The sequence below is a fragment of the Nocardiopsis gilva YIM 90087 genome (assembly GCF_002263495.1).
Classification (GTDB): domain Bacteria; phylum Actinomycetota; class Actinomycetes; order Streptosporangiales; family Streptosporangiaceae; genus Nocardiopsis_C; species Nocardiopsis_C gilva.
Genome location: NZ_CP022753.1, coordinates 4,716,467 through 4,735,428, shown reverse-complemented (window position 1 = coordinate 4,735,428; position 18,962 = coordinate 4,716,467). Strand labels below are relative to the sequence as shown.

The window sequence follows — 18,962 nt, the reverse complement described above, 5'->3', positions numbered from 1 at the left end:
AACCGACGACGACGCGGGGGAGCGGAGGTGGATCTACGGATGGCCGAACCGGCACCCATGGTGAACGACGCCGACGTGGCGGTGCTCCGCCTCGACGAGGAGACGCCGGAGGTCGCGCGGGCGCGCGCGACGGTGCTCAAGATCCGGCTCGCACCGGGACAGCGCCGCCTCGCGGGCGATGCCGTGGAGACGCTGCCGCGGGCCGACGCCGATCCCAACCGCACCCCGTTCGCCGTCCTGCGCGCCCACGAGGTGGTGGGGTTCGGCATCCTCGACCGCCTCGGCATCCTCCCCGAGATCACCGACGCGCCGCAGCGGGCCGTGCTGCTGCGGGCGTTCTACATCGCCCCCGAGTGGCAGGGGCGGGGCGTCGGCCGCGCCGCCTGTGCCGCCCTCGACCCGCTCGCGCGGGCCATCGCGCCCAAGGCGGTCGAGATCCTGTTGACCGTGAACGAGCACAACTCCGTCGCCCTCCGCTCCTACCTCTCCGGAGGCTTCGAGCGGACCGGGCGGCGCTACCTGGGCGGCGACGTGGGACCCCAGCTGGTGCTGCGCCGCCCCATCGCCTGACGCAACCGCAGCTCCGAGTTGACCAAAGGTTCCGCCCCAGTGGGCGGTTCGGCATTGCCCCGACAGGCGCGGACGGGACAAGATCGCCCCGCGGGCCCTTCCGCCCAGCACTGTGACCGTGAGGAGAACCAGCAGTGAGTACCGACCCCAAGCAGTTGGCCCAGAAGGCGGCAGAGGAACTGCGCTCCCGTACGGGGGTGGACTCCTACGACGCCGCGCTCGTCATGGGATCGGGCTGGGCGCCGGCCGCCGACATGCTCGGCGCGGCGGACGTGGAGTTTCCCGCCAGCGACCTGGCCGGTTTCCTGCCGCCCGCCGTCGAGGGCCACAGCGGCAGCATCCGCAGCGTCACCCGAGGCGACAAGAGACTGCTGGTCTTCCTCGGCCGCACGCACCTGTACGAGGGCCACGGCACCGACGCGGTGGCGCACGGAGTGCGCACCGCCACCGCGGCCGGGGCGTCCACGGTGATCCTGACCAACGCCGCCGGCTCGCTCAACCCCGAGTTCGGCGTCGGAACCCCGGTGCTCATCGCCGACCACCTCAACCTCACCACGCGCAGCCCGCTGACCGGCGCGAACTTCGTCGACCTCAGCCAGACCTACAGCCGGCGGCTCCGCGAGCTCGCCAAGGAGGCCGAGCCGTCGCTGCCCGAGGGCGTCTACGCGGCCATGCCCGGCCCGCACTTCGAGACCCCCGCCGAGATCCGGATGCTCCGCTCTCTGGGCGCCGACCTGGTGGGCATGTCCACCGCGCTGGAGGCGATCGCCGCGCGCGAGCAGGGCGCCGAGGTCATGGCGGTCTCGCTGGTCACCAACATCGCCGCGGGCCTGGAAGGTGCCAACCTCGACCACCAGGAGGTGCTGGCGGCCGGGCGCGACGCGGCCGGTGACGTCGGCGAGCTGCTCACGGCCGTCGTGGACAAGCTCTAACCCCCACCCACCCGATCCCCCGTTGATCTCGGAGATATTGGGGTCTCAGAGCCGATTTTTACCCCAGTATCCCCGAGATCAACGGGGAAAGGGCGGCTCACTTGGAAGGACGCGCACATCATGAGCGGTATGGGCGGTACGGGAGTGGGAGACACAGCCGCATCCCTCCGCGGACAGGCCGAGGCCTGGCTGGAGCAGGACCCCGATCCGCGGACCCGCGACGAGCTGAAGGCCATCCTCGACGCCGGTGACGACGCGGCCCTGGCCGAGCGGTTCGGCGCCCGGCTCGAATTCGGGACGGCCGGGCTGCGCGGCGCGCTGGGCGCCGGGCCGAACCGGATGAACCGGGTCACGGTCATGCGCGCCGCCGCCGGAGTGGCGCGGTGGCTGGGCTCGGGCCGGTGCGTGGTCATCGGCTACGACGCGCGCCACCGCTCCGCGGACTTCGCGGAGGACACAGCCGCCGTGCTCACCGGCGCGGGATGCACCGCCCTGCTGCTGCCCCGGCCGCTGCCCACACCGGTGCTGGCCTACGCGGTGCGCGCCCTGGGGGCGGACGCGGGCATCATGGTGACCGCCAGCCACAACCCGCCGCAGGACAACGGATACAAGGTCTACATGGGCGGCGAGGGCCCGGGTGCCGGAAGCCAGATCGTCGCTCCGGTCGACGCCGAGATCTCCGCGGCGATCGATGCCGTGGGCCCGGTGAGCGAGCTCAAGGTCGGAAGCGGCTGGACCGTCGTCGACGAGGAGATCGTCGAGCGGTATCTGGGTGCCATCACCGCCGTGCCGCTGGGCTCCGACCGCGCCGTTTCCGTCACCTACACGCCCCTGCACGGGGTCGGGGCCTCGACCCTGCGGGCGGCGTTCGAGCGGGTCGGGTTCCCCGCGCCGCGCCTCGTGCCGGAGCAGGCGGAGCCCGATCCGGACTTCCCGACCGTGGCGTTCCCCAACCCGGAGGAACCGGGCGCCATGGATCTCGCCCTGGCCGTCGGCCGCGCCAACGGCAGCGACCTGGTGGTGGCCAACGACCCCGACGCCGACCGCGTCGCCGTGGCCGTGCCCGGTCACGGGCTGCTCACCGGCGACGAGATCGGCGGCCTGCTGGCCGAGTACATCCTGCGGCACACCGCGGGCGGCGACCGGGTGGTGGCCACCACGATCGTCTCGGCCGGACTGCTGCCCAAGATCGCCGCCGACTACGGCGTCCGCTGTGTGGAGACACTGACCGGCTTCAAGTGGCTCGCCCGCGCGGGCGGCCCGGGGGAGCGCAACGTCTTCAGCTACGAGGAGGCGCTGGGCTACTGCCTCGGCGGTGACACCTCCCGGCCGGTCGCCGACAAGGACGGCATCAGCGCGGCCCTGGCCGTGGCCGCGATGGCGGCCGAGGCCAAGCGCGACGGCGGGCGCACTCTTCTGGACCTTCTCGACGACCAGGCGCGCCGCTACGGCCTGCACCGCACCGCACAGGTGGCGGTGCGGGTGAGCGACCTTGCCCTGCTGGCCGACACCATGCGCCGCCTGCGCGCCGAGCCACCGCGCGCCTTCGGTTCCCTGGAGGTCGAGGCCATCGAGGACTTCGCCGAGGGCCGTGGCGACCTGCCCGCAACCGACGCTCTGCGCTACCGCCTCGGCGGCCCGGCCCGCGCCCGCATCACGCTGCGTCCGTCGGGCACCGAACCCAAGCTCAAGGCCTACCTGGAGGTCATCCTCCCGGTCGACGGAGAGGTCGCCGAAACCCGCGCCGAGGCCGATGCCCACATCGAGGCACTGAAGGAGGCCGTGGGCCGGCTGTTCCCGCAGACCTGACGGTGGTCCGGAGGCAGGGCGCGGGTCAGCCGTCGTCCTCCTCCGTGAACGGCTTGGCGGTGGTGGCGGGTCGGCGTCCGGTCAGCAGCAGGTCACCGATGCGGCGTCCCCCGCGTGTGACGGTGACCGGTCGGCCGCGCTCCAGCGCGTCCAGGATCTCGTCGCAGCGCTCGCGCAGGTCCTGTTCCGTGATCTCGCGCGGAACCCCGCCCAACGATGGTGCGCTCATGCTCGGCAGTCTGGCACCGGCCGGTGAACACCGATGAGCGCGTTGGGGAAGCGCTGCTGAAACCCTGAGTGGGGGACGACCGAAAAGCCGTCCCCCGGGATGTGGCGAGGTGTCGGCGGGACCGCCCCGGAACTCGGGACGCCCGTCCGGAATCAGCAGATGCGGTCGATGACCAGCGGGAGCCGCTCGCCGTCCCCGTTGATGTCGAAGGCGTCGGCGAGGGTCTCGGCGGCGCGCTCGAAGCGGTCCGGGTCGTCGGTGTGCAGGGTGAACAGCGGCTGTCCGACCCGCACCTGCTCGCCCGGTTTGGCGTGGAGGGTGACGCCCGCGCCCGCGGAGACGCGGTCCTCCTTGCGGGCGCGTCCGGCGCCCAGGCGCCAGGCGGCCATGCCGACCGCGTAGGCGTCCAGGCGGGTGAGGGTGCCCGACGTCGGGGCCAGGATCTCGCGCTGTTCGGCGGCGACGGGCAGCGGGGCGTCGGGGTCGCCGCCCTGGGCGCGGACCATGCGGCGCCAGGCGTCCATGGCCGAGCCGTCGCGCAGGGCCTCGCCCGGGTCCTTGGCATCGGGCAGGTCGGCGGCCGCGAGCATCTCGCGCGCCAGTCGCACGGTGAGCTCCACGATGTCCTCGGGGCCGCCGCCGGAGAGGACCTCCAGCGCCTCGGCGACCTCCAGGGCGTTGCCGATCTGCTTCCCCAGCGGGGTGTCCATCGCCGTGAGCAGCGCGACCGTGCGGACGCCGTTGTCGGTCCCGATGTCGACCATGGTCCGGGCCAGTTCCCGGGCCGAGGCGGTGTCCTTCATGAACGCCCCGGAGCCGACCTTGACGTCGAGCACGAGCGCGCCCGTGCCCTCCGCGAGCTTCTTGGACATGATGGAGCTGGCGATCAGCGGGATGGACTCCACGGTTCCGGTGACGTCGCGCAGCGCGTACAGCTTCCGGTCGGCCGGGGCCAGTCCGGTACCGGCCGCGCAGATCACCCCGCCCACCTCGGTCAGGGTGCGGCGCATCTCGACGGGCGACAGCTCGGCCCGCCACCCGGGGATCGACTCCAGCTTGTCCAGGGTGCCGCCGGTGTGCCCCAGCCCGCGTCCGGACAGCTGCGGCACGGCCGCGCCGCACGCCGCGACCGTCGGGGTGAGCGGCAGCGTGATCTTGTCGCCGACCCCGCCGGTGGAGTGCTTGTCGGTGGTCGAACGGGGCAGGTCGGTGAAGTCGAGCCGCTCACCGGAGCACAGCATCGCCTCCGTCCACCGGCTCACCTCGGCCCGGGTCATGCCGCGCCACACGATCGCCATGTTCAGCGCCGCCATCTGCTCCTCGGCGATGGCGCCGTGCGTGTAGGCGTCGATCACCCAGTCGATCTGCCCCGGGGTCAGTTCACCGCCGTCGCGCTTGGTCACGATGATGTCGATGACGTCCACGTGCGTCCTCTTCTCTGGGGTCAGCGTTCGAGATCGTCGGGCCCGAACGCCTGCGGCAACACGTCGGCCATGCGGAGGATGCCCTCCGGCGTGTCGATCAGCAGGCCGGGGCCGCCGTGCTCGTAGAGCAGCTGGCGGCACCGGCCGCACGGCATCAGCAGCCGTCCCTCACCGTCGACGCAGGTGAACGCGGTGAGGCGGCCCCCGCCCGAGGCGTGCAGGGCCGACACCAGGCCGCACTCGGCGCACAGCGTCAGCCCGTAGGAGGCGTTCTCCACATTGCACCCGGTCACCGTCCGCCCGTCGTCGGTCAGCCCCGCCGCCCCCACCGGGAACCGGGAGTAGGGGGCGTAGGCGTTGCGCATGGCCTGACCGGCCGCGGCGCGCAGCCGCGGCCAGTCGACGGTGGTCGCTGCGGCGGCGCCGGACGCAGAGCCGGTCACGATCGCCGCCACTGCCGGCCGATCGCCGCGGGCGCCCGCAGCCGCTGCGCGGCCAAGGCCAGCACCAGCAGCGTCGCGATGTGCGGGCTGTAGGTGACCAGCTCACCGGGGAGCGTGTCGGTCAGCAGGTACCAGACCAGCAGCACGACCGCGCCGACGGCGGCGACGATCGACGTCCGCCGCGCACCGCGCTGCCACTGCCAGACGGCCACCGCGACGAGCGCGGCCGCGATGAGCAGGAGCAGCGCGTGGACCGCGGCGCCACCGCCGCGGACCTGGAGCGCGTCGGCGTAGCCGAAGAGTGAGGCGCCCATCGCCAGACCGCCCGGCCGCCAGTTGCCGAAGATCATCGCGGCCAGACCGATGTACCCGCGGCCACCGGTCTGCCCCTCCTGGTAGATCGAGGAGGCGACCATCGCGAGGAACACCCCGCCCATACCGGCGAACCCGCCCGAGACGGTGACCGCGATGTACTTGTAGGTGTACACGGGCACACCCAGCGACTCCGCGGCGTCGGGGTTCTCTCCGCAGGACCGCAGCCGCAGCCCGAACTTGGTCTTGAACAGCACCCAGTAGCTGCCGGGCACGAGCAGGATCGCCAGCAGCGTCACCACCGACATATTGGTGGTCAGCCCGGCGATCAGCGAGGCCAGGTCGGAGATGAGGAACCACCCGGTGTCCCGCGCCGGTTTGAGTAGGTCGGCCACGAACGGCAGCCCCACCCGGGGGAAGGTCGGCAGCGGCGGCGACTGGGCGGCACCGGCGCCCGGGATGCCGTCGTAGAACAGGATGGACAGATAGCGCATCGCGCCCAGGGCGAGGATGTTGATCGCCACGCCCGACACGATGTGGTCGACGGCGAAGGTCACCGTCGCCACGGCGTGCAGCAGCCCGCCGAGCATGCCGCCGACAATGCCCGCGACCAGCCCGGCCCACGGGCTGTCGAGGCTCCACGCGAAGTAGGCCGAGCACCAGGTGCCCAGGATCATCATGCCCTCGAGGCCGATGTTGATGATCCCGGAGCGCTCCGCCCACAGTCCGCCCAGGCCCGCCAGGCCGATCGGCACGGCGAAGGCCAGGGTCGTCTGGATGGTGCCGATGTCGGTCAGCATGGGCTGGCCGGTGATGAACCGGACCCCCGCCAGGGCCACGAACACCGTCGCGACCAGTCCGACGATCCGCCACCGCACGCGGGCCGAGGAGCGGACCGGCGGTGGCGCCGTCTCCGGCGTCGCCACTGTCATTTCCTGGCTCATGACGACGCCACCTCCGCCCGGGCGAGTTCCTTACCGACTTGCTGCTGCTGGTAGCGGCGGCCCCAGCGGTGCACGACCTCGTAGACCACGACCACGGTGAGCACGATGGTCGCCTGGGTGACCACGGCGATCTCCTTGGGGATGCCGTCGATGTCCAGGATCTGCGCCGACTGGTCCAGGAAGGCCCAGAACAGGGCGGCGAACGCAATGCCGACGGGGTGGTTGCGGCCGAGCAGCGCGATCGCGATGCCGGTGAAGCCGAGGCCGACCGGGAAGTCCAGCGCGTAGTAGTGCGACTGGCCGAGCAGCTGCGGCATGCCGACCAGGCCGGCCACCATCCCGGAGATCAGCATCGAGATGAACACCATGCGCTTGACGTCGATGCCGCTGGCCTGGGCCGCGGTCCCGGACTGGCCGGTGGCCCGCAGCTCGAAGCCGAACCGGGTGCGGTTGAGCATGAACCAGTAGCCGACGCCGACGGCGATGGCCAGCAGCACCAGGCCGAAGATCGGCCGTCCCGACCCCATGAACCCGGCGGGGATGCCGGGCACCCAGCCGGACTCGACGATCGGTTTGGTGCCGATGTTGTTCTCGCTGATCCTGACCGCGAGGCGGTTGGTGTTGAGCAGGTAGGCGGTGATCCCGGTGGCGATGGCGTTGAGCATGATCGTCGAGATCACCTCGGAGACGCCCCGGGTGACTTTGAGGTACCCGGCGATCCCCGCCCAGAAGCCGCCGACGGCCACCGCGACGACGATGATCACGACCTGGTGGATCACCGGGGGCAGCACGAACGTCCCGCCGACCGCCGCCGCGAGCAGCGCCGCCAGCCGGTACTGGCCGTCGACGCCGATGTTGAACAGGCGCATCTTGAAGCCGATGGCCACGGCGACGGCGGACAGGTAGAAGGTGGTGCCGTTGTTGACGATCGTCACCAGGCTGTCGGGCCGGGTGCCGAACTCGATCATCCGGGAGAACGCGTGCAGGGCGTCCACGCCGCTGCCCCACAGCACCACAGCGGTGACGACCAGGGCGAGCACACCCGCGGCGCCGACCGCGCCGAACGCCAGCGCGAGCGTCGTCGACAGGCGACGGTACAGCCCGAACGCCGCCAGCGACCCGACAAGGGCGCCGAGGGGGTAGGCGGCCGGTTCGATCAGCCACCAGTCGAGGACGGCGGCGACCAGCAGGCCCGTCACCACGGACAAAACCAGGGCGATGGGGGTGACCAGGGTCCGGTGCACCGTCGAGGTGGCGTCGGGGGTCCCCGAGCCGATCAGCAGCACCACCGCGCCGAACGCCAGCACGACGCCGATGGCCAGGGCGGCCGGGGCCAGGAGGGTCAGGTCGGCCAGTGCCGTCACGCCGACGCCGAGCAGCGCGGTGAGCGCGACCGCGGCCGGAAGAGGGAGGGAGATTCTCATTCGTCGCCGCCTTCCCCGCTGCTGCCGTCGCCGCCGTTCTCGCTGTCCCCGCCGTTGAGGCCGGCGCCGGTCATGGCCGAGCCGAGCTGCTCGGGGGTGACCGTGTGCGGGTCGGCCTCGGCGACCAGTCGGCCGCGCAGGATCACGTGCAGCGTGTCGGACATGCCGATGAGCTCGTCCAGGTCGGCGGAGATGAGCAGCACCGCCAGCCCCTCGGCGCGGGCCCGGCGCAGCTGCGCCCAGATGGCGGACTGCGCGCCGACGTCCACGCCGCGCGTGGGGTGGGCGGCGATGAGCACCTTGGGGGCGTTGCTCATCTCGCGCCCGATGATCAGCTTCTGCTGGTTGCCGCCGCTCAGCGCGTCGGCGTTGACGTCGATGTCGGGGGTGCGGACGTCGTACTCGGACACGATGCGCGTGGTGTCGGCGCGGGCGCCGGGGCGGTCGACCAGTATGCCCTTGGAGTTGGGCCGCTGCCGCTGGTGGCCGAGGATCCGGTTCTCCCACAGCGGCGACTCCAGCAGGATGCCGTGGCGGTGCCGGTCCTCCGGGATGTAGCCGACCCCGGACTCGCGGATCGCCAGCGTGCTGGCGCCGGTGATGTCGGTGCCGTCGAGGCTGATGCGGCCGTGATCGGCGGCCCGCAGGCCTATGACCGCCTCGATGAGCTCCGACTGGCCGTTGCCCTCGACTCCGGCGATGCCCACGATCTCGCCGCAGCGGATGGACAGGGAGATGTCGTCGACGACCGGCCGCCCGCTGGGGGCGAGAACGCTCAGCCCGTCGATCTCCAGCATCGTGCGGTCGGTGACCGTGGACTCGCGCAGCTCGGGGACGGGCAGTTCGCCGCCGACCATGAGGGTGGCCAGTTCGCGCGCCGTGGTCTGGGCGGGGTCGACGGTGGCGACGGTGGTGCCGCGCCGGATCACGGTGATCTCGTCGGCGACGGAGAGGACTTCGTCCAGCTTGTGCGAGATGAAGATGACCGTCAGGCCCTCGCGCTTCAGCTCGCGCAGGTTGGCGAAGAGCTCGTCGACCTCCTGGGGCACCAGGACGGCCGTCGGCTCGTCCAGGATGACGATCCCGGCGCCGCGGTAGAGCACCTTGAGGATCTCCACCCGCTGCCGGTCGCCGACGCCCAGCTCCTCCATCAGCCGGTCGGGCTCGATCCCCAGGCCGTACTGCTGGGACAGCTCGCGGATCGCGCCGCGCGCCTTGGCGCCGATGCCGTTGCGGCCCTCGGCGCCGAGAACCACGTTCTCCAGCACGGTGAGGTTGTCCGCGAGCATGAAGTGCTGGTGCACCATGCCGATGCCGTGCGCGATGGCGTCGGAGGGGGAGTGCAGGCGGACCTGCGTGCCGTTGATCGCGATGGTGCCCTCGTCCGGCCGGTGCATGCCGTAGAGGGTCTTCATCAGGGTGGACTTGCCGGCGCCGTTCTCGCCCACGATCGCGTGGACGGTTCCGGGCGACACGGTGATGTCGATGTCGTGGTTGGCCACGACGCCGGGAAACCTCTTGGTTATCCCGCGCAGCTCGACGGCGGGGGGTGGAGCCGCCCCGCCCGTCGATGGGGTGCTGCTCATCCGTCTCCTCGTGGCTGTGGGCCGCCGCGGTGCGGTGTGTCTCCGAGGGCGTGCCTCTGAGACGGGGCGCGGGGTGCGGGGCGGTGCTAGCTGGGCGGTGAATGCGGCGCGGCACCGGGACAGCGAAACAGATGTGCTGATCGTGACCCGGTGCCGCGCTGTGGCGAGGGGACCGGCGCTACGGCTTGGTTGGCACCTCGATGTCGCCGTCGATGATCTTCTGCTTGAGCTCGTCGAGCTGGTCCTGGATGTCGGAGATCTGCTCCCTGTTGGAGGTCGCGTAGTCCACGCCTCCGTCGGACAGGTCGAACTCCTGGACACCGGACTGGGTCTTGCCGTCCTGCACCGACTTGACGTAGTCGAACACGGCGGTGTCGATGTTCTTGAGCGCGGAGGTGACGACGTACTGCTTCTGGTCGTCGGCGGCGCTCTCGTACTGGTCGCTGTCGACGCCGATGAAGAGCTTCTCCTTGTCGGCGGCGGCCTGCAGGACACCGTTGCCCGAGGCGCCGGCCGCGTGGAAGACGACGTCGGCGCCCTTGTCGAACTGGCCCTTGGCGGTGGACTCGCCGCGCGCCGGGTCGGAGAAGCCTCCGAAGTCCGGAGGCTGGGTCAGGTAGGAGACCTCGATGTCGATGTCGTCGGTGATCTCCTTGGCCCCGGCCTCGTACCCGGCCTGGAACTTCTGGATCAGCGGGGTCTTCACACCGCCGACGAAGCCGATGTGGTCCTCCTCGGACTTCAGCGCCGCGGCCGCACCGGCCAGGAAGGACGCCTGCTCCTCGGCGAACACGAGGCTGGTGACGTTGTCGTGGTCCTCGATCCGGGAGTCGATGATGGCGAAGTCCACGTCCGGGAACTGCGGCGCGACCTTCTTCAGCGGCTCGGCGTAGGCGAAGCCGACACTGATGATCACGTCGTAGCCCTCGTTGGCCATGAGCTTGAGGCGCTCCTCCTTGTCGGAGTCGGCCTCGCCTTCCTTGGGCTCGAAGTCCTTGCCGTCGGTGATTCCGAGCTCGTCCTTGACGCGCTCCAGGCCGCGGAAGGCGGAGTCGTTGAACGACTTGTCGCCCTTGCCGCCGACGTCGTAGGCGAGCCCGATGCGCAGCTCGGAGTCGCCCTGTGCGGAGTCGCCGTCGTTGCCGTCTTGCTGTGGGTTGTCGCAGGCCGTCATGGCCAGGCCGAGTACTGCTGCGGCCGCGACGGCCGCGCCCTTGGCAGCGATTCTTCGTCTCACGTGTTTTTCCTCCCGAATGGGCCCGGACCACGTCCCTGCCTCAGGCGGACTCGCCGGGTTCTGCAGCCGGACGATAGCTGTTGGAGGAAAAGCCACCAATCGGTTGAGAAAGGTTGTTATGAAGGCGAGAGCAGAGTGACACGGACGTTATAAATAGCACACCTGCAACGGTCCATGCTACCTCTGACCTCTGGTATTGAGCTGTGTGAAACGCTGACTTTAGTCGAAGGGTGCGATTGGAGGAAACTCCAAATCGCCCCATTGCGGATCACCGTGGAATGCGGCGGCGGAGCGAAGGCCGGTAGCTACGCTCCGCAACCATTGCTCAGTCGGCCGGGGCCTCCGCGGTCGCGCGGGCGAGGAACTCCACCGCGGCGGTCTTGAACCTCCGTGCCGACACGGCGGTGGCGTGGTCGCGTCCCGGTACCCGGACGGCCCCCACCGCGCCCGATCGCGTGGCCAGATCCTCGACGCCCTCGGCCATGACGTCCTTTTCCCCGGCGACGAAGAGCAGGGGCACGCTCGGCGCGGGCTCGGGGGTGAAGGGGCGGGCGGCCTGGCCGCGGACGCAGGCCGTCATCGCCTCGGCGTCGCTGCCGGGAAGGGACGCGACCATGCGGAACACGTCGCCGAAGCGGCTGCTGTCGTTAGCGAGATTGTCCAGGTCAGTGCCTTCGAAGGCGTTGCGCGGACCGAACCCGCCCAGCACCACGCGCCGCACCCGCTCCGGGCGGGTCAGGGCGAACTCCCAGGTCACGCGGGACCCCATCGAGTAGGAGACGATGTCGACCCGCGGCACGTCGAGCGCGTCCAGCAGCCGCTCGAAGTCGGTGGCGAACACCTCCGGCAGGTACGCGTCGTCGTCGCGCGGCTTGTCGCTTCCGCCGTGTCCGCGCAGGTCGAGGCCGATGACCCGGAGTCCCTCGACGGTGAGCACACCCGGCCAGCCGGTGCGCTCCCAGTTCATCTCGTAGCTCGATCCGAATCCGTGGACGAGGAGGACGGGAGGGCGGGCCGAGTCGGTGCCCGGGCCCGTGTCCACATAACGCAGAGTAACGTCGCCAGTGAGGGTCGCGTACATCTGGGGAATCTTCTTTCCGCCTGGAGTTCCGGCATTTATCAGACCCCGACTTATGTCGGCTTCGGAGTTTACGCCGAAATAGCGTGCCGATTGGTTGGGGGGTTGTTGTAGTTGTCGATAAGCGGGGATACGCCAGCGGCATGCCGCGGTGCGCCGGTCGGATCGGGTCATGCCGCCACGTGCATCGGTCCGGACGTTTCCCCCGAAGGGTCGGCCCCGGCGAAATGCCGCTATTCGCACGACCCTATCGGCGCCGCTCCGTGCTGTGCCCGCACCGTATCCCCCGCCTCGGCCGCCCGGCTCAGGACGGCGGGCGCAGCCGCACCCGCCGCGACGGCTTCTCGTCGGCGGCCGGAACCGTCCCCACGATTCCGGCGGCCTGCTCCACCTCGAACGTCACCAGGGCGTCGCCGACCTTGACGACGTCGCCCTCCGCGCCGTGCAGGCGGGAGATGACGCCGCTGTGCGGGGAGGGGATCTCCACCGCCGACTTCGTGGTCTCCAGCTCCACCAGCGGCTGGTTGCGCTCCACGTGCTGCCCGGGCTCCACGAGCCACTCCAGAACGGTGGCTTCGACCAGCCCTTCGCCGAGGTCGGGCAGGGTGAACGTCTGTTCGGCCATAGTCGTCAGAACTCCAGGGTCCGTTGCACCGCGAGCAGGACGCGGTCGATCGTGGGCAGGTACTGCGGCTCCAGCGGACCCGCCGGATAGGGCACGTCAAAGCCGGTGACCCGCTGCACCGGCGCCGCCAGGTCGCGGAACGCCCGTTCGGTGATCAGCGCGGACACCTCCGCTCCCAGGCCGGCGGTGAGCGGGGCCTCGTGCACGACCACGGCCCGCTTGGTGCGCGCGACCGAGGCCGCCAGGCCGTCGGCGTCGATGGGCTTGAGCCAGCGCAGGTCCAGCACCTCCAGCTCGACACCGTCCTCGGCGGCCAGCTCGGCCACCTGCAGGCAACGGTGCACCATCGCGCCCCAGGCGATCAGCGTGGCGTGCCGCCCCAAGCGCACGACGCGGCTGGTTCCGATCGGGTCGAAGCCCTCGGTCTCGTCCCCGGCCTCGGCCGTCAGCGGCGGCTCGGGCAGGTCCACGGGCCTGCGGTCCCAGTAGCGGGCCTTGGGCTCCATGTAGATGACCGGGTCGTCGGAGCGCACCGCCTGCAGCAGCGTGCGGTAGGCCTCGGTGGGGTCGGACGGCGCCACCACCTTCAACCCCGGCACGTGCGCGAACAGCGCCTCCAGGCTCTCGCCGTGGTGCTCGGGCGCCTGGATGCCGCCGAAGCTGGGCAGCCGCAGCGTGATCGGCATGGGCGCGGCGCCGCGCGAGCGGTAGTTCATCCGCGCCATCTGGTTGACGATCTGGTCGACGGCGGGGTAGGCGAACCCGTCGAACTGCACCTCGGGGATGGGGCGGTAGCCGTTCATGGCCAGGCCGACGGCGAGCCCGATGATGCCGGACTCGGCGAGCGGGGTGTCGAAGACCCGCTTCTCGCCGAACTCGCGCTGCAGGCCGTCGGTGACGCGGAAGACGCCGCCCAGGCGGCCCACGTCCTCGCCGAACACCAGGGTGGCCGGGTCCTCCTGGAGGAGTCGGCGCAGGGCCCGGTTGATCGCCTGCTGCATCGACAGCTCAACGGGCGGCGTCTCGGCGCCGGTCGGGGTTTTCTCAACGCTCAGTTCGATCACAGCTCTGCGACCTCCTCGCGCCAGACGCGCTGCTGCCGGGCGAGCTCTTCGGTGGGCTCGCGGAAGACGTGGGTGAACAGGTCCGCGCCCGACGGCGCGGGGGCGGTGCTCACCCCGTCGCGGATCCGCTCGGCTTCGGCGCGGGCGTCGGCCTCGGTCCGCTCGAAGAAGGCGGCGTCGGCGTGCCCGCCCTCCTCCAGTCGGGTGCGCAGACGGGGCAGCGGGTCGAGATCGCGCCAGGCCAGCTCGTCGTCCCGGTCGCGGTAGCGGGTGGGGTCGTCCGACGTGGAGTGCGGCTCGACCCGGTAGGTCAGGGCCTCGATGAGCGTGGGGCCCGCGCCGGAGCGGGCGCGCTCCAGGGCCGCGCGGGTGGCGGTGTAGACAGCGGCGACGTCGTTGCCGTCGACGGTGACGCCGGGCATCCCGTACCCGGCGGCGCGGGCGGCCACCGAGCCCCCGGCGATCTGCCGCTCGTTGGGGACCGAGAGCGCCCACCGGTTGTTCTGGCAGAAGAAGACGACGGGCGCGTGGAACACCCCGGCGAAGTTCATCGCCTCGTGGATGTCGCCCTCGGAGCTGGCACCGTCGCCGAAGTAGGAGATCGCGCAGCCGTATCCCTTCCGCGCTCGAACTCCTCCCTCGCTCTGCCGCCGATCGCCGTGGGCCTGCGGCGGTTCGCGATCGGCGGCTCCGTTCGGTCGATCGTCCTCGCGTCGGTGCCGCTCGCCTAGTTGCTCCCCCAGTGCCCAGCCCACGGCGTGCGGGACGGGGCCGCCGACGACGGCGTTGAAGGAGGAGAGTCGGGACTTGACCGGGTCGTACAGGCCGCCGTGCCACAGGGCGCGGTGGCTGGCCATGTAGCCGACCATGTCGACGCCCAGCGTGAGTGCGACGGCCATCTCCCGGTAGGTCGGAAACGCGAAGTCCAGCTCGCGGTCGAGGGCGGCGGCGCTGCCCACCTGGGCGGCCTCCTGGCCGCGCAGCGACACGTAGGCGGGGAAGACCCCTTGGCGCTGCAGGGCGATGGCCTCGGTGTCCAGTAGCCGGGCGGTGAGCATGTCGCGGTAGAGCGAGCGTGACACCTCGGGTGGGAGGTCGTCGACGACCGCGGCGGGGGTGTCCGCGGTGGGGGACTCATGGGTCTGCATGTCAGGCGGCTCTCCTGTGACCTGGGTGGTAAGCAGGGTTGTCCTTGACATGATTGTCGTCACAGAATCTACAGACGCGCTAGATTTGGCGCTGAAGTCAAAACAAACGGGAACATCTTCAGCAGATTTGTCCGCCATCGTCTAAATCCACGAGGCATGGACCCCTGAAAACGACACACGGCATCAACCCAGCATCAACCGTGACGGGGTGGTCGTTCTCGGGTGGTGCGCGCCTAGAGGTCGGGGAGCGGGTCCGGCGGCAGCGCGGTGTCCTGGGACAGCTCGGCGTCGCAGGCGTTGATGACCGCGACGTACTCCTCGTCCACCTCGAAGGTGTGTCCGCCCAGGTCGAACGTTGGGATGAGGTGCGTACGCACCGGGCCGACGTGGACGTCGCGCGGGAACACGTGCCAGATGTTCTTGGGCCGCGACCGGCTCCAGAACCGGTTGGCCAGCACCGTGATGGCCGAATCGGTGACGACGAAGATGAAGAAGGCCGACTCGTTCCAGGAGGCCGGGAAGATGTACCGGATCTCGGCGTCGGCGGGCAGGAAGCCCCGCGCGCGATCGCGGACGGCGCTTGGCACCGGCATCGCCACCATCCTCCTTGGGGTGCGGCCGTGGCCGGGGAGGGCGAGAGCTCCGATCTCTGCCAAGACTGCCCGATTCGGCGCCAAAGGGCCACCCGCTCCGCCGCCAAAGTGCGATGATCGCGCCGCGCGTCTGGTCAAAACGCAGGTCATGTCTTGATAATGAGTGCGCAATACCAACGCAACGACAGATCGGATGTCAGTGGCAGCGTCGCCACTGGCGCACTACGCGGTAGGAGCTCGCCTATGGCCAATGAGGAGCGTGACGGCGCGCGGCGCAACAGGGCCGCCCGGCTCCCGGACGCCACGGATGAGACGATCATCAGCGCGCTCGCGCAGGACGCCCGGACCGGGATCACCGAGGTCGCCGCGATGGCGAACGTCTCCCGGGCCACCGCCTACAACCGGATCAAACGCCTCACCGAAGACGGCGTGATCCGCGGATACTCGGTCGTCACCGACCATTCCAAGATGGGCCTGGGCGTCACCGCCCTGGTCCTGATCTCCGGCAGCCAACCCGACTGGCGCGCCAACCGGGAGATCCTCTCCTCCTACCCGGAGATCGAGTACTGCTGGTACGTCGTGGGCTCAGCGGACATCGTCCTCCTGGTCCGGGTCGCCGACACCAACCAACTCCGCGACCTGATCCTGACCCGCCTGCAAGCCCTGCCCGGCGTCACCTCCACCCAGACCCTCACGGTCATCGACGAGGTCGTGCACCGCCCCGTGGTGGAACCCCGCAAGTGACAGCGGCCGCGCCACGCGCGGTGCCGCTCACCATGCCGCGTGTGGCGCGACGGCGGTGCCGTCCGCACCAGGGTGCGCCGTATCGCGGACCTGGTCGGGGAGACAAACAATATGGACGTAGATTGCGGTCAGAAGGGCGTCAAGGTCGGTCGTCACACACCGATCCTCGGCGCCCTTCGCCATGTGTGCAGGCGGGTCAGCAACCCCCCATCAATGATCCAGAGCCAGTAGAAGATCGCACAGCCTATTCCGGTGCGCTGACCAGGATATAAGAAAGAAAATTGACAGAGCCTCGGGTGGTGCTTCAGGATTGTCCGCAGCCATGACACCGTGAGAAATACTTCGGGCTCACTCGCGAAGTCGGCAAAGTCCTGGACTTCTAAGGGGTTGTCTTCGAACAAAATTCTGACTACGCTCCAGTGGCGTCGATCGCGACATTAGATCGGAATATGGCCGCGGTATTTTATTGATGCCTGGCGCCGGACTCGGCTTCACGTTAGACGTATTCGTGCTTTTTTGTGTGCTTTAAGTCTTGAGTTCGGATTGAATACCCTAGCTAGGAGAAAGTCATCGACGAGTTAGTCCTTCGCGCCCAGAAGTTCATCAATGTCACCTATGGGGGCGTCTCCGGCATATACGAGGTCGAGGAGAACGGGCGCACCAGTTGGGACGTCATGTATGCCCTTACTCGTTGTCTGCAGCACGAACTGGGTATAACTGGCCTGTCCAATAATTTCGGACCGGGCACCCTGGGGGCATTACAGGTCAAGTATCCCAAGCTCAACGCTTCCACTGTGCCCTCGGCCAACTTCTGCCGCATCATTCAGTCCGGCCTCTACTGCAAGGGCTACGATGGCGGCGAAATAGATGGCAAGTACAACGACCGTGTCTCCGCTGCAGTCCGCAAGCTCAAGGCCGACATGGGTGTGGCCGCGACTTACCCTGGCGATGACATCACCCCGAAGCTCTTCAAAGGTTTGCTCAACATGGATCCCTATGTCGTCGTCAACGACGGCAGCAGTCAGATCCAGGAGATCCAGCGGTGGCTGAACGGGCGTTATGCCGACCGCCGTGACTTCTTCATCATCCCCTGCGACGGTCACCACTCCCGCAGCGTACAAAAGGCCCTCATGCTGGCTATCCAGTACGAACTGGATATGGAGGACGGTGTCGCCAACGGTGTCTTCGGTCCTGGAACCAGGGCCGGACTCAAGGAGCACACCGTTGCCGTGGGTACGAAGGGAACCTGGGCGCTGCTATTCAACGCAGCCCTGGTCCTCAACAAGCGTGACGTGTCCTTGGGGCGATCCTTCACCGCGGCGCACTCCGAAGCCGTTGAAGAGTTCCAGCTGTTTGCTCACCTTCCCGCAACGGGCAGAGGCGATTACCAGACGTGGGCGTCTCTGCTGGTCTCGACCGGGGACCCCACCCGGAAGGGAACAGCATGCGACTGTGTCACCGAGATCACCAACGCACGTGCCAAGACTCTGGTTTCAAAGGGCTACAAGTATGTCGGTCGCTATCTGTCCAACGTTCCCGGAAGCGATCTCGACAAGGTGATCAAGCCTGGTGAGCTGAAACGCATCGCCACCAACGGGCTCCGATCCTTCCCCATCTACCAGACCTACGGCGGAGCAGCTTCCTACTTCAACTACAGTCAGGGAGCCAGCGACGCCTATAGTGCGCTGGAATGGGCCCGTCACCACGGATTCAAAGCCGGAGCCCGCATCTACTTCGCTGTTGACTTTGACGCGGTCGATCACCAGGTCACCAGCAATATCATCCCCCATTTCCGTGGGATCCAGAGCGTGATGAGCGAGAACGGCCCCGAATACGACATCGGCATATACGGGCCGCGTAACGTGTGTTCACGCGTCGCCGGCGAGGGGCTGAGTACGGCGAGTTTCGTCTCCGACATGTCAACCGGGTTCTCCGGAAACCTGGGATACACTCTTCCGATCGACTGGGCCTTTGATCAGATCTCCACGATCAAAGTGGGATCAGGAGAAGGAAAGATCGAGATCGATAACAACATTGCCTCGGGCAGAGATATCGGGGAGAAGAGCTTCGATCCCAAGCCGGCCGCCAGCGGACTCGACGTCAAATTTGACATGTCCCGCAGGAACGCGCTCCTGAGTGATGTCCGGAAGTATCTGGAATCGCAGGGCATTCCCGAGAAAGGCGGTTCCCTCTTAGAGGGCGTGGTACAGCCGAACTCAACCGGTGACGCATTCAGCGTGATCATGAAGTACGACAGTTTGATCACGAACGTGGCCAGGAAACTGAAGATCCGCAAGGCACTCTTGATATGTCCTCTCCTGTGGGAAATCCGGAAGTTCACGAATATGGATGACCTCGCCGACGATGGTGTTGTCACTTACCACACCAAAGGTGACTGGGATCCCACGGATGAGTGGATCAAGCGGGACAGCAGTACGGGACTCGGGCAGATCTTCGCAGCACGACCAGCGATTCCTGCGCGGAACCTTGCGGTTCGGCGAGGATATATAGTGGCATCGATCCTCGACCCCGACAACGATTCCCACGTTTGGAGAATCTGGCAGAAACTCTACAAAGACGACTCCTTCAATATCGCCACCGCAGCTCACGTTCTCATCTGGGGAGCGCACGACGTAGGGATCCCCCGCCCGAATCTCGACTACAGTGAAGAGAACACCCGGCTCACGTTGAAGCGCTATCGGGGGTTCAAAGAGGAAGCGGAGATTGACAGCCAGATCCAGATCGGTCTCTACCAGGTGTTTGAGAAGCACTTTACCCCATTGAGGAGCACCTGAGGCCC

The 18,962-nt window shown here is 68.7% G+C and carries 17 protein-coding genes; 5 read left to right on the top strand and 12 right to left on the bottom strand.

Features of this window, described 5'->3' with window-relative positions:
- Positions 1 to 39 precede the first annotated feature (39 nt).
- From CDO52_RS21165 to CDO52_RS21155, 3 genes are all read left to right on the top strand, one after another.
- Positions 40 to 570 carry a GNAT family N-acetyltransferase gene (locus tag CDO52_RS21165; RefSeq protein WP_017619726.1) on the top strand — a complete coding sequence of 177 codons (531 nt, stop codon included), beginning with the start codon at positions 40 to 42 and terminating at the stop codon, positions 568 to 570.
- Positions 571 to 704: 134 nt separating this feature from the next.
- Positions 705 to 1,502 (top strand): purine-nucleoside phosphorylase, encoded by a 798-nt coding sequence (locus tag CDO52_RS21160; protein WP_017619725.1) that lies wholly within the window; start codon positions 705 to 707, stop codon positions 1,500 to 1,502.
- Between the two features lie 129 nt (positions 1,503 to 1,631).
- Entirely contained in the window at positions 1,632 to 3,311 is a 1,680-nt protein-coding gene (locus CDO52_RS21155; RefSeq protein WP_051060823.1) for a phospho-sugar mutase, read from the top strand.
- 25 nt (positions 3,312 to 3,336) lie between these two features.
- On the opposite strand, the gene CDO52_RS21150 is transcribed toward CDO52_RS21155, so the two are convergent.
- From CDO52_RS21150 to CDO52_RS21095, 12 genes are all read right to left on the bottom strand, one after another.
- Positions 3,337 to 3,540 carry a hypothetical protein gene (locus CDO52_RS21150; RefSeq protein ID WP_152471702.1) on the bottom strand — a complete coding sequence of 68 codons (204 nt, stop codon included), beginning with the start codon at positions 3,538 to 3,540 and terminating at the stop codon, positions 3,337 to 3,339.
- Positions 3,541 to 3,692: 152 nt separating this feature from the next.
- A complete protein-coding gene (locus CDO52_RS21145; protein WP_094932636.1) occupies positions 3,693 to 4,964 on the bottom strand; it encodes a thymidine phosphorylase in 1,272 nt (423 codons plus the stop codon).
- Positions 4,965 to 4,984: 20 nt separating this feature from the next.
- Positions 4,985 to 5,407 (bottom strand): cytidine deaminase, encoded by a 423-nt coding sequence (locus CDO52_RS21140; RefSeq protein WP_269769151.1) that lies wholly within the window; start codon positions 5,405 to 5,407, stop codon positions 4,985 to 4,987.
- A complete protein-coding gene (locus tag CDO52_RS21135; RefSeq protein WP_017619719.1) occupies positions 5,404 to 6,663 on the bottom strand; it encodes an ABC transporter permease in 1,260 nt (419 codons plus the stop codon). The genes CDO52_RS21140 and CDO52_RS21135 overlap by 4 nt, the downstream gene beginning before the upstream one ends.
- On the bottom strand, positions 6,660 to 8,087 hold the full coding sequence (locus CDO52_RS21130; RefSeq protein WP_094932635.1) for an ABC transporter permease: 1,428 nt from the start codon (positions 8,085 to 8,087) through the stop codon (positions 6,660 to 6,662). The genes CDO52_RS21135 and CDO52_RS21130 overlap by 4 nt, the downstream gene beginning before the upstream one ends.
- Positions 8,084 to 9,673 (bottom strand): ABC transporter ATP-binding protein, encoded by a 1,590-nt coding sequence (locus CDO52_RS21125; RefSeq protein WP_017619717.1) that lies wholly within the window; start codon positions 9,671 to 9,673, stop codon positions 8,084 to 8,086. The genes CDO52_RS21130 and CDO52_RS21125 overlap by 4 nt, the downstream gene beginning before the upstream one ends.
- 178 nt (positions 9,674 to 9,851) lie before the next feature.
- Positions 9,852 to 10,910: a BMP family lipoprotein gene (locus tag CDO52_RS21120; RefSeq protein ID WP_017619716.1), complete on the bottom strand. Its 1,059-nt coding sequence runs from the start codon at positions 10,908 to 10,910 to the stop codon at positions 9,852 to 9,854.
- Between the two features lie 325 nt (positions 10,911 to 11,235).
- Entirely contained in the window at positions 11,236 to 11,991 is a 756-nt protein-coding gene (locus CDO52_RS21115) for an alpha/beta fold hydrolase (RefSeq protein WP_017619715.1), read from the bottom strand.
- 301 nt (positions 11,992 to 12,292) lie between these two features.
- On the bottom strand, positions 12,293 to 12,613 hold the full coding sequence (locus CDO52_RS21110) for a biotin/lipoyl-containing protein (RefSeq protein ID WP_094932634.1): 321 nt from the start codon (positions 12,611 to 12,613) through the stop codon (positions 12,293 to 12,295).
- Positions 12,614 to 12,618: 5 nt separating this feature from the next.
- Entirely contained in the window at positions 12,619 to 13,614 is a 996-nt protein-coding gene (locus CDO52_RS21105) for an alpha-ketoacid dehydrogenase subunit beta (RefSeq protein ID WP_152471703.1), read from the bottom strand.
- Between the two features lie 59 nt (positions 13,615 to 13,673).
- Positions 13,674 to 14,825: a thiamine pyrophosphate-dependent dehydrogenase E1 component subunit alpha gene (locus tag CDO52_RS21100; RefSeq protein WP_017619712.1), complete on the bottom strand. Its 1,152-nt coding sequence runs from the start codon at positions 14,823 to 14,825 to the stop codon at positions 13,674 to 13,676.
- 233 nt (positions 14,826 to 15,058) lie between these two features.
- Entirely contained in the window at positions 15,059 to 15,418 is a 360-nt protein-coding gene (locus CDO52_RS21095; RefSeq protein WP_017619711.1) for a hypothetical protein, read from the bottom strand.
- A gap of 243 nt (positions 15,419 to 15,661) precedes the next feature.
- Here CDO52_RS21095 and CDO52_RS21090 point away from each other — a divergent pair, with 243 nt between their 5' ends.
- Complete coding sequence (locus CDO52_RS21090; protein ID WP_017619710.1) at positions 15,662 to 16,162, top strand: Lrp/AsnC family transcriptional regulator; 501 nt, start codon at positions 15,662 to 15,664, stop codon at positions 16,160 to 16,162.
- Between the two features lie 674 nt (positions 16,163 to 16,836).
- The gene (locus CDO52_RS21085) at positions 16,837 to 18,957 is read left to right on the top strand and encodes a glycoside hydrolase domain-containing protein (protein WP_198345769.1); all 2,121 of its coding nucleotides are present in this window, start codon (positions 16,837 to 16,839) and stop codon (positions 18,955 to 18,957) included.
- The last annotated feature ends 5 nt before the right edge of the window (positions 18,958 to 18,962 follow it).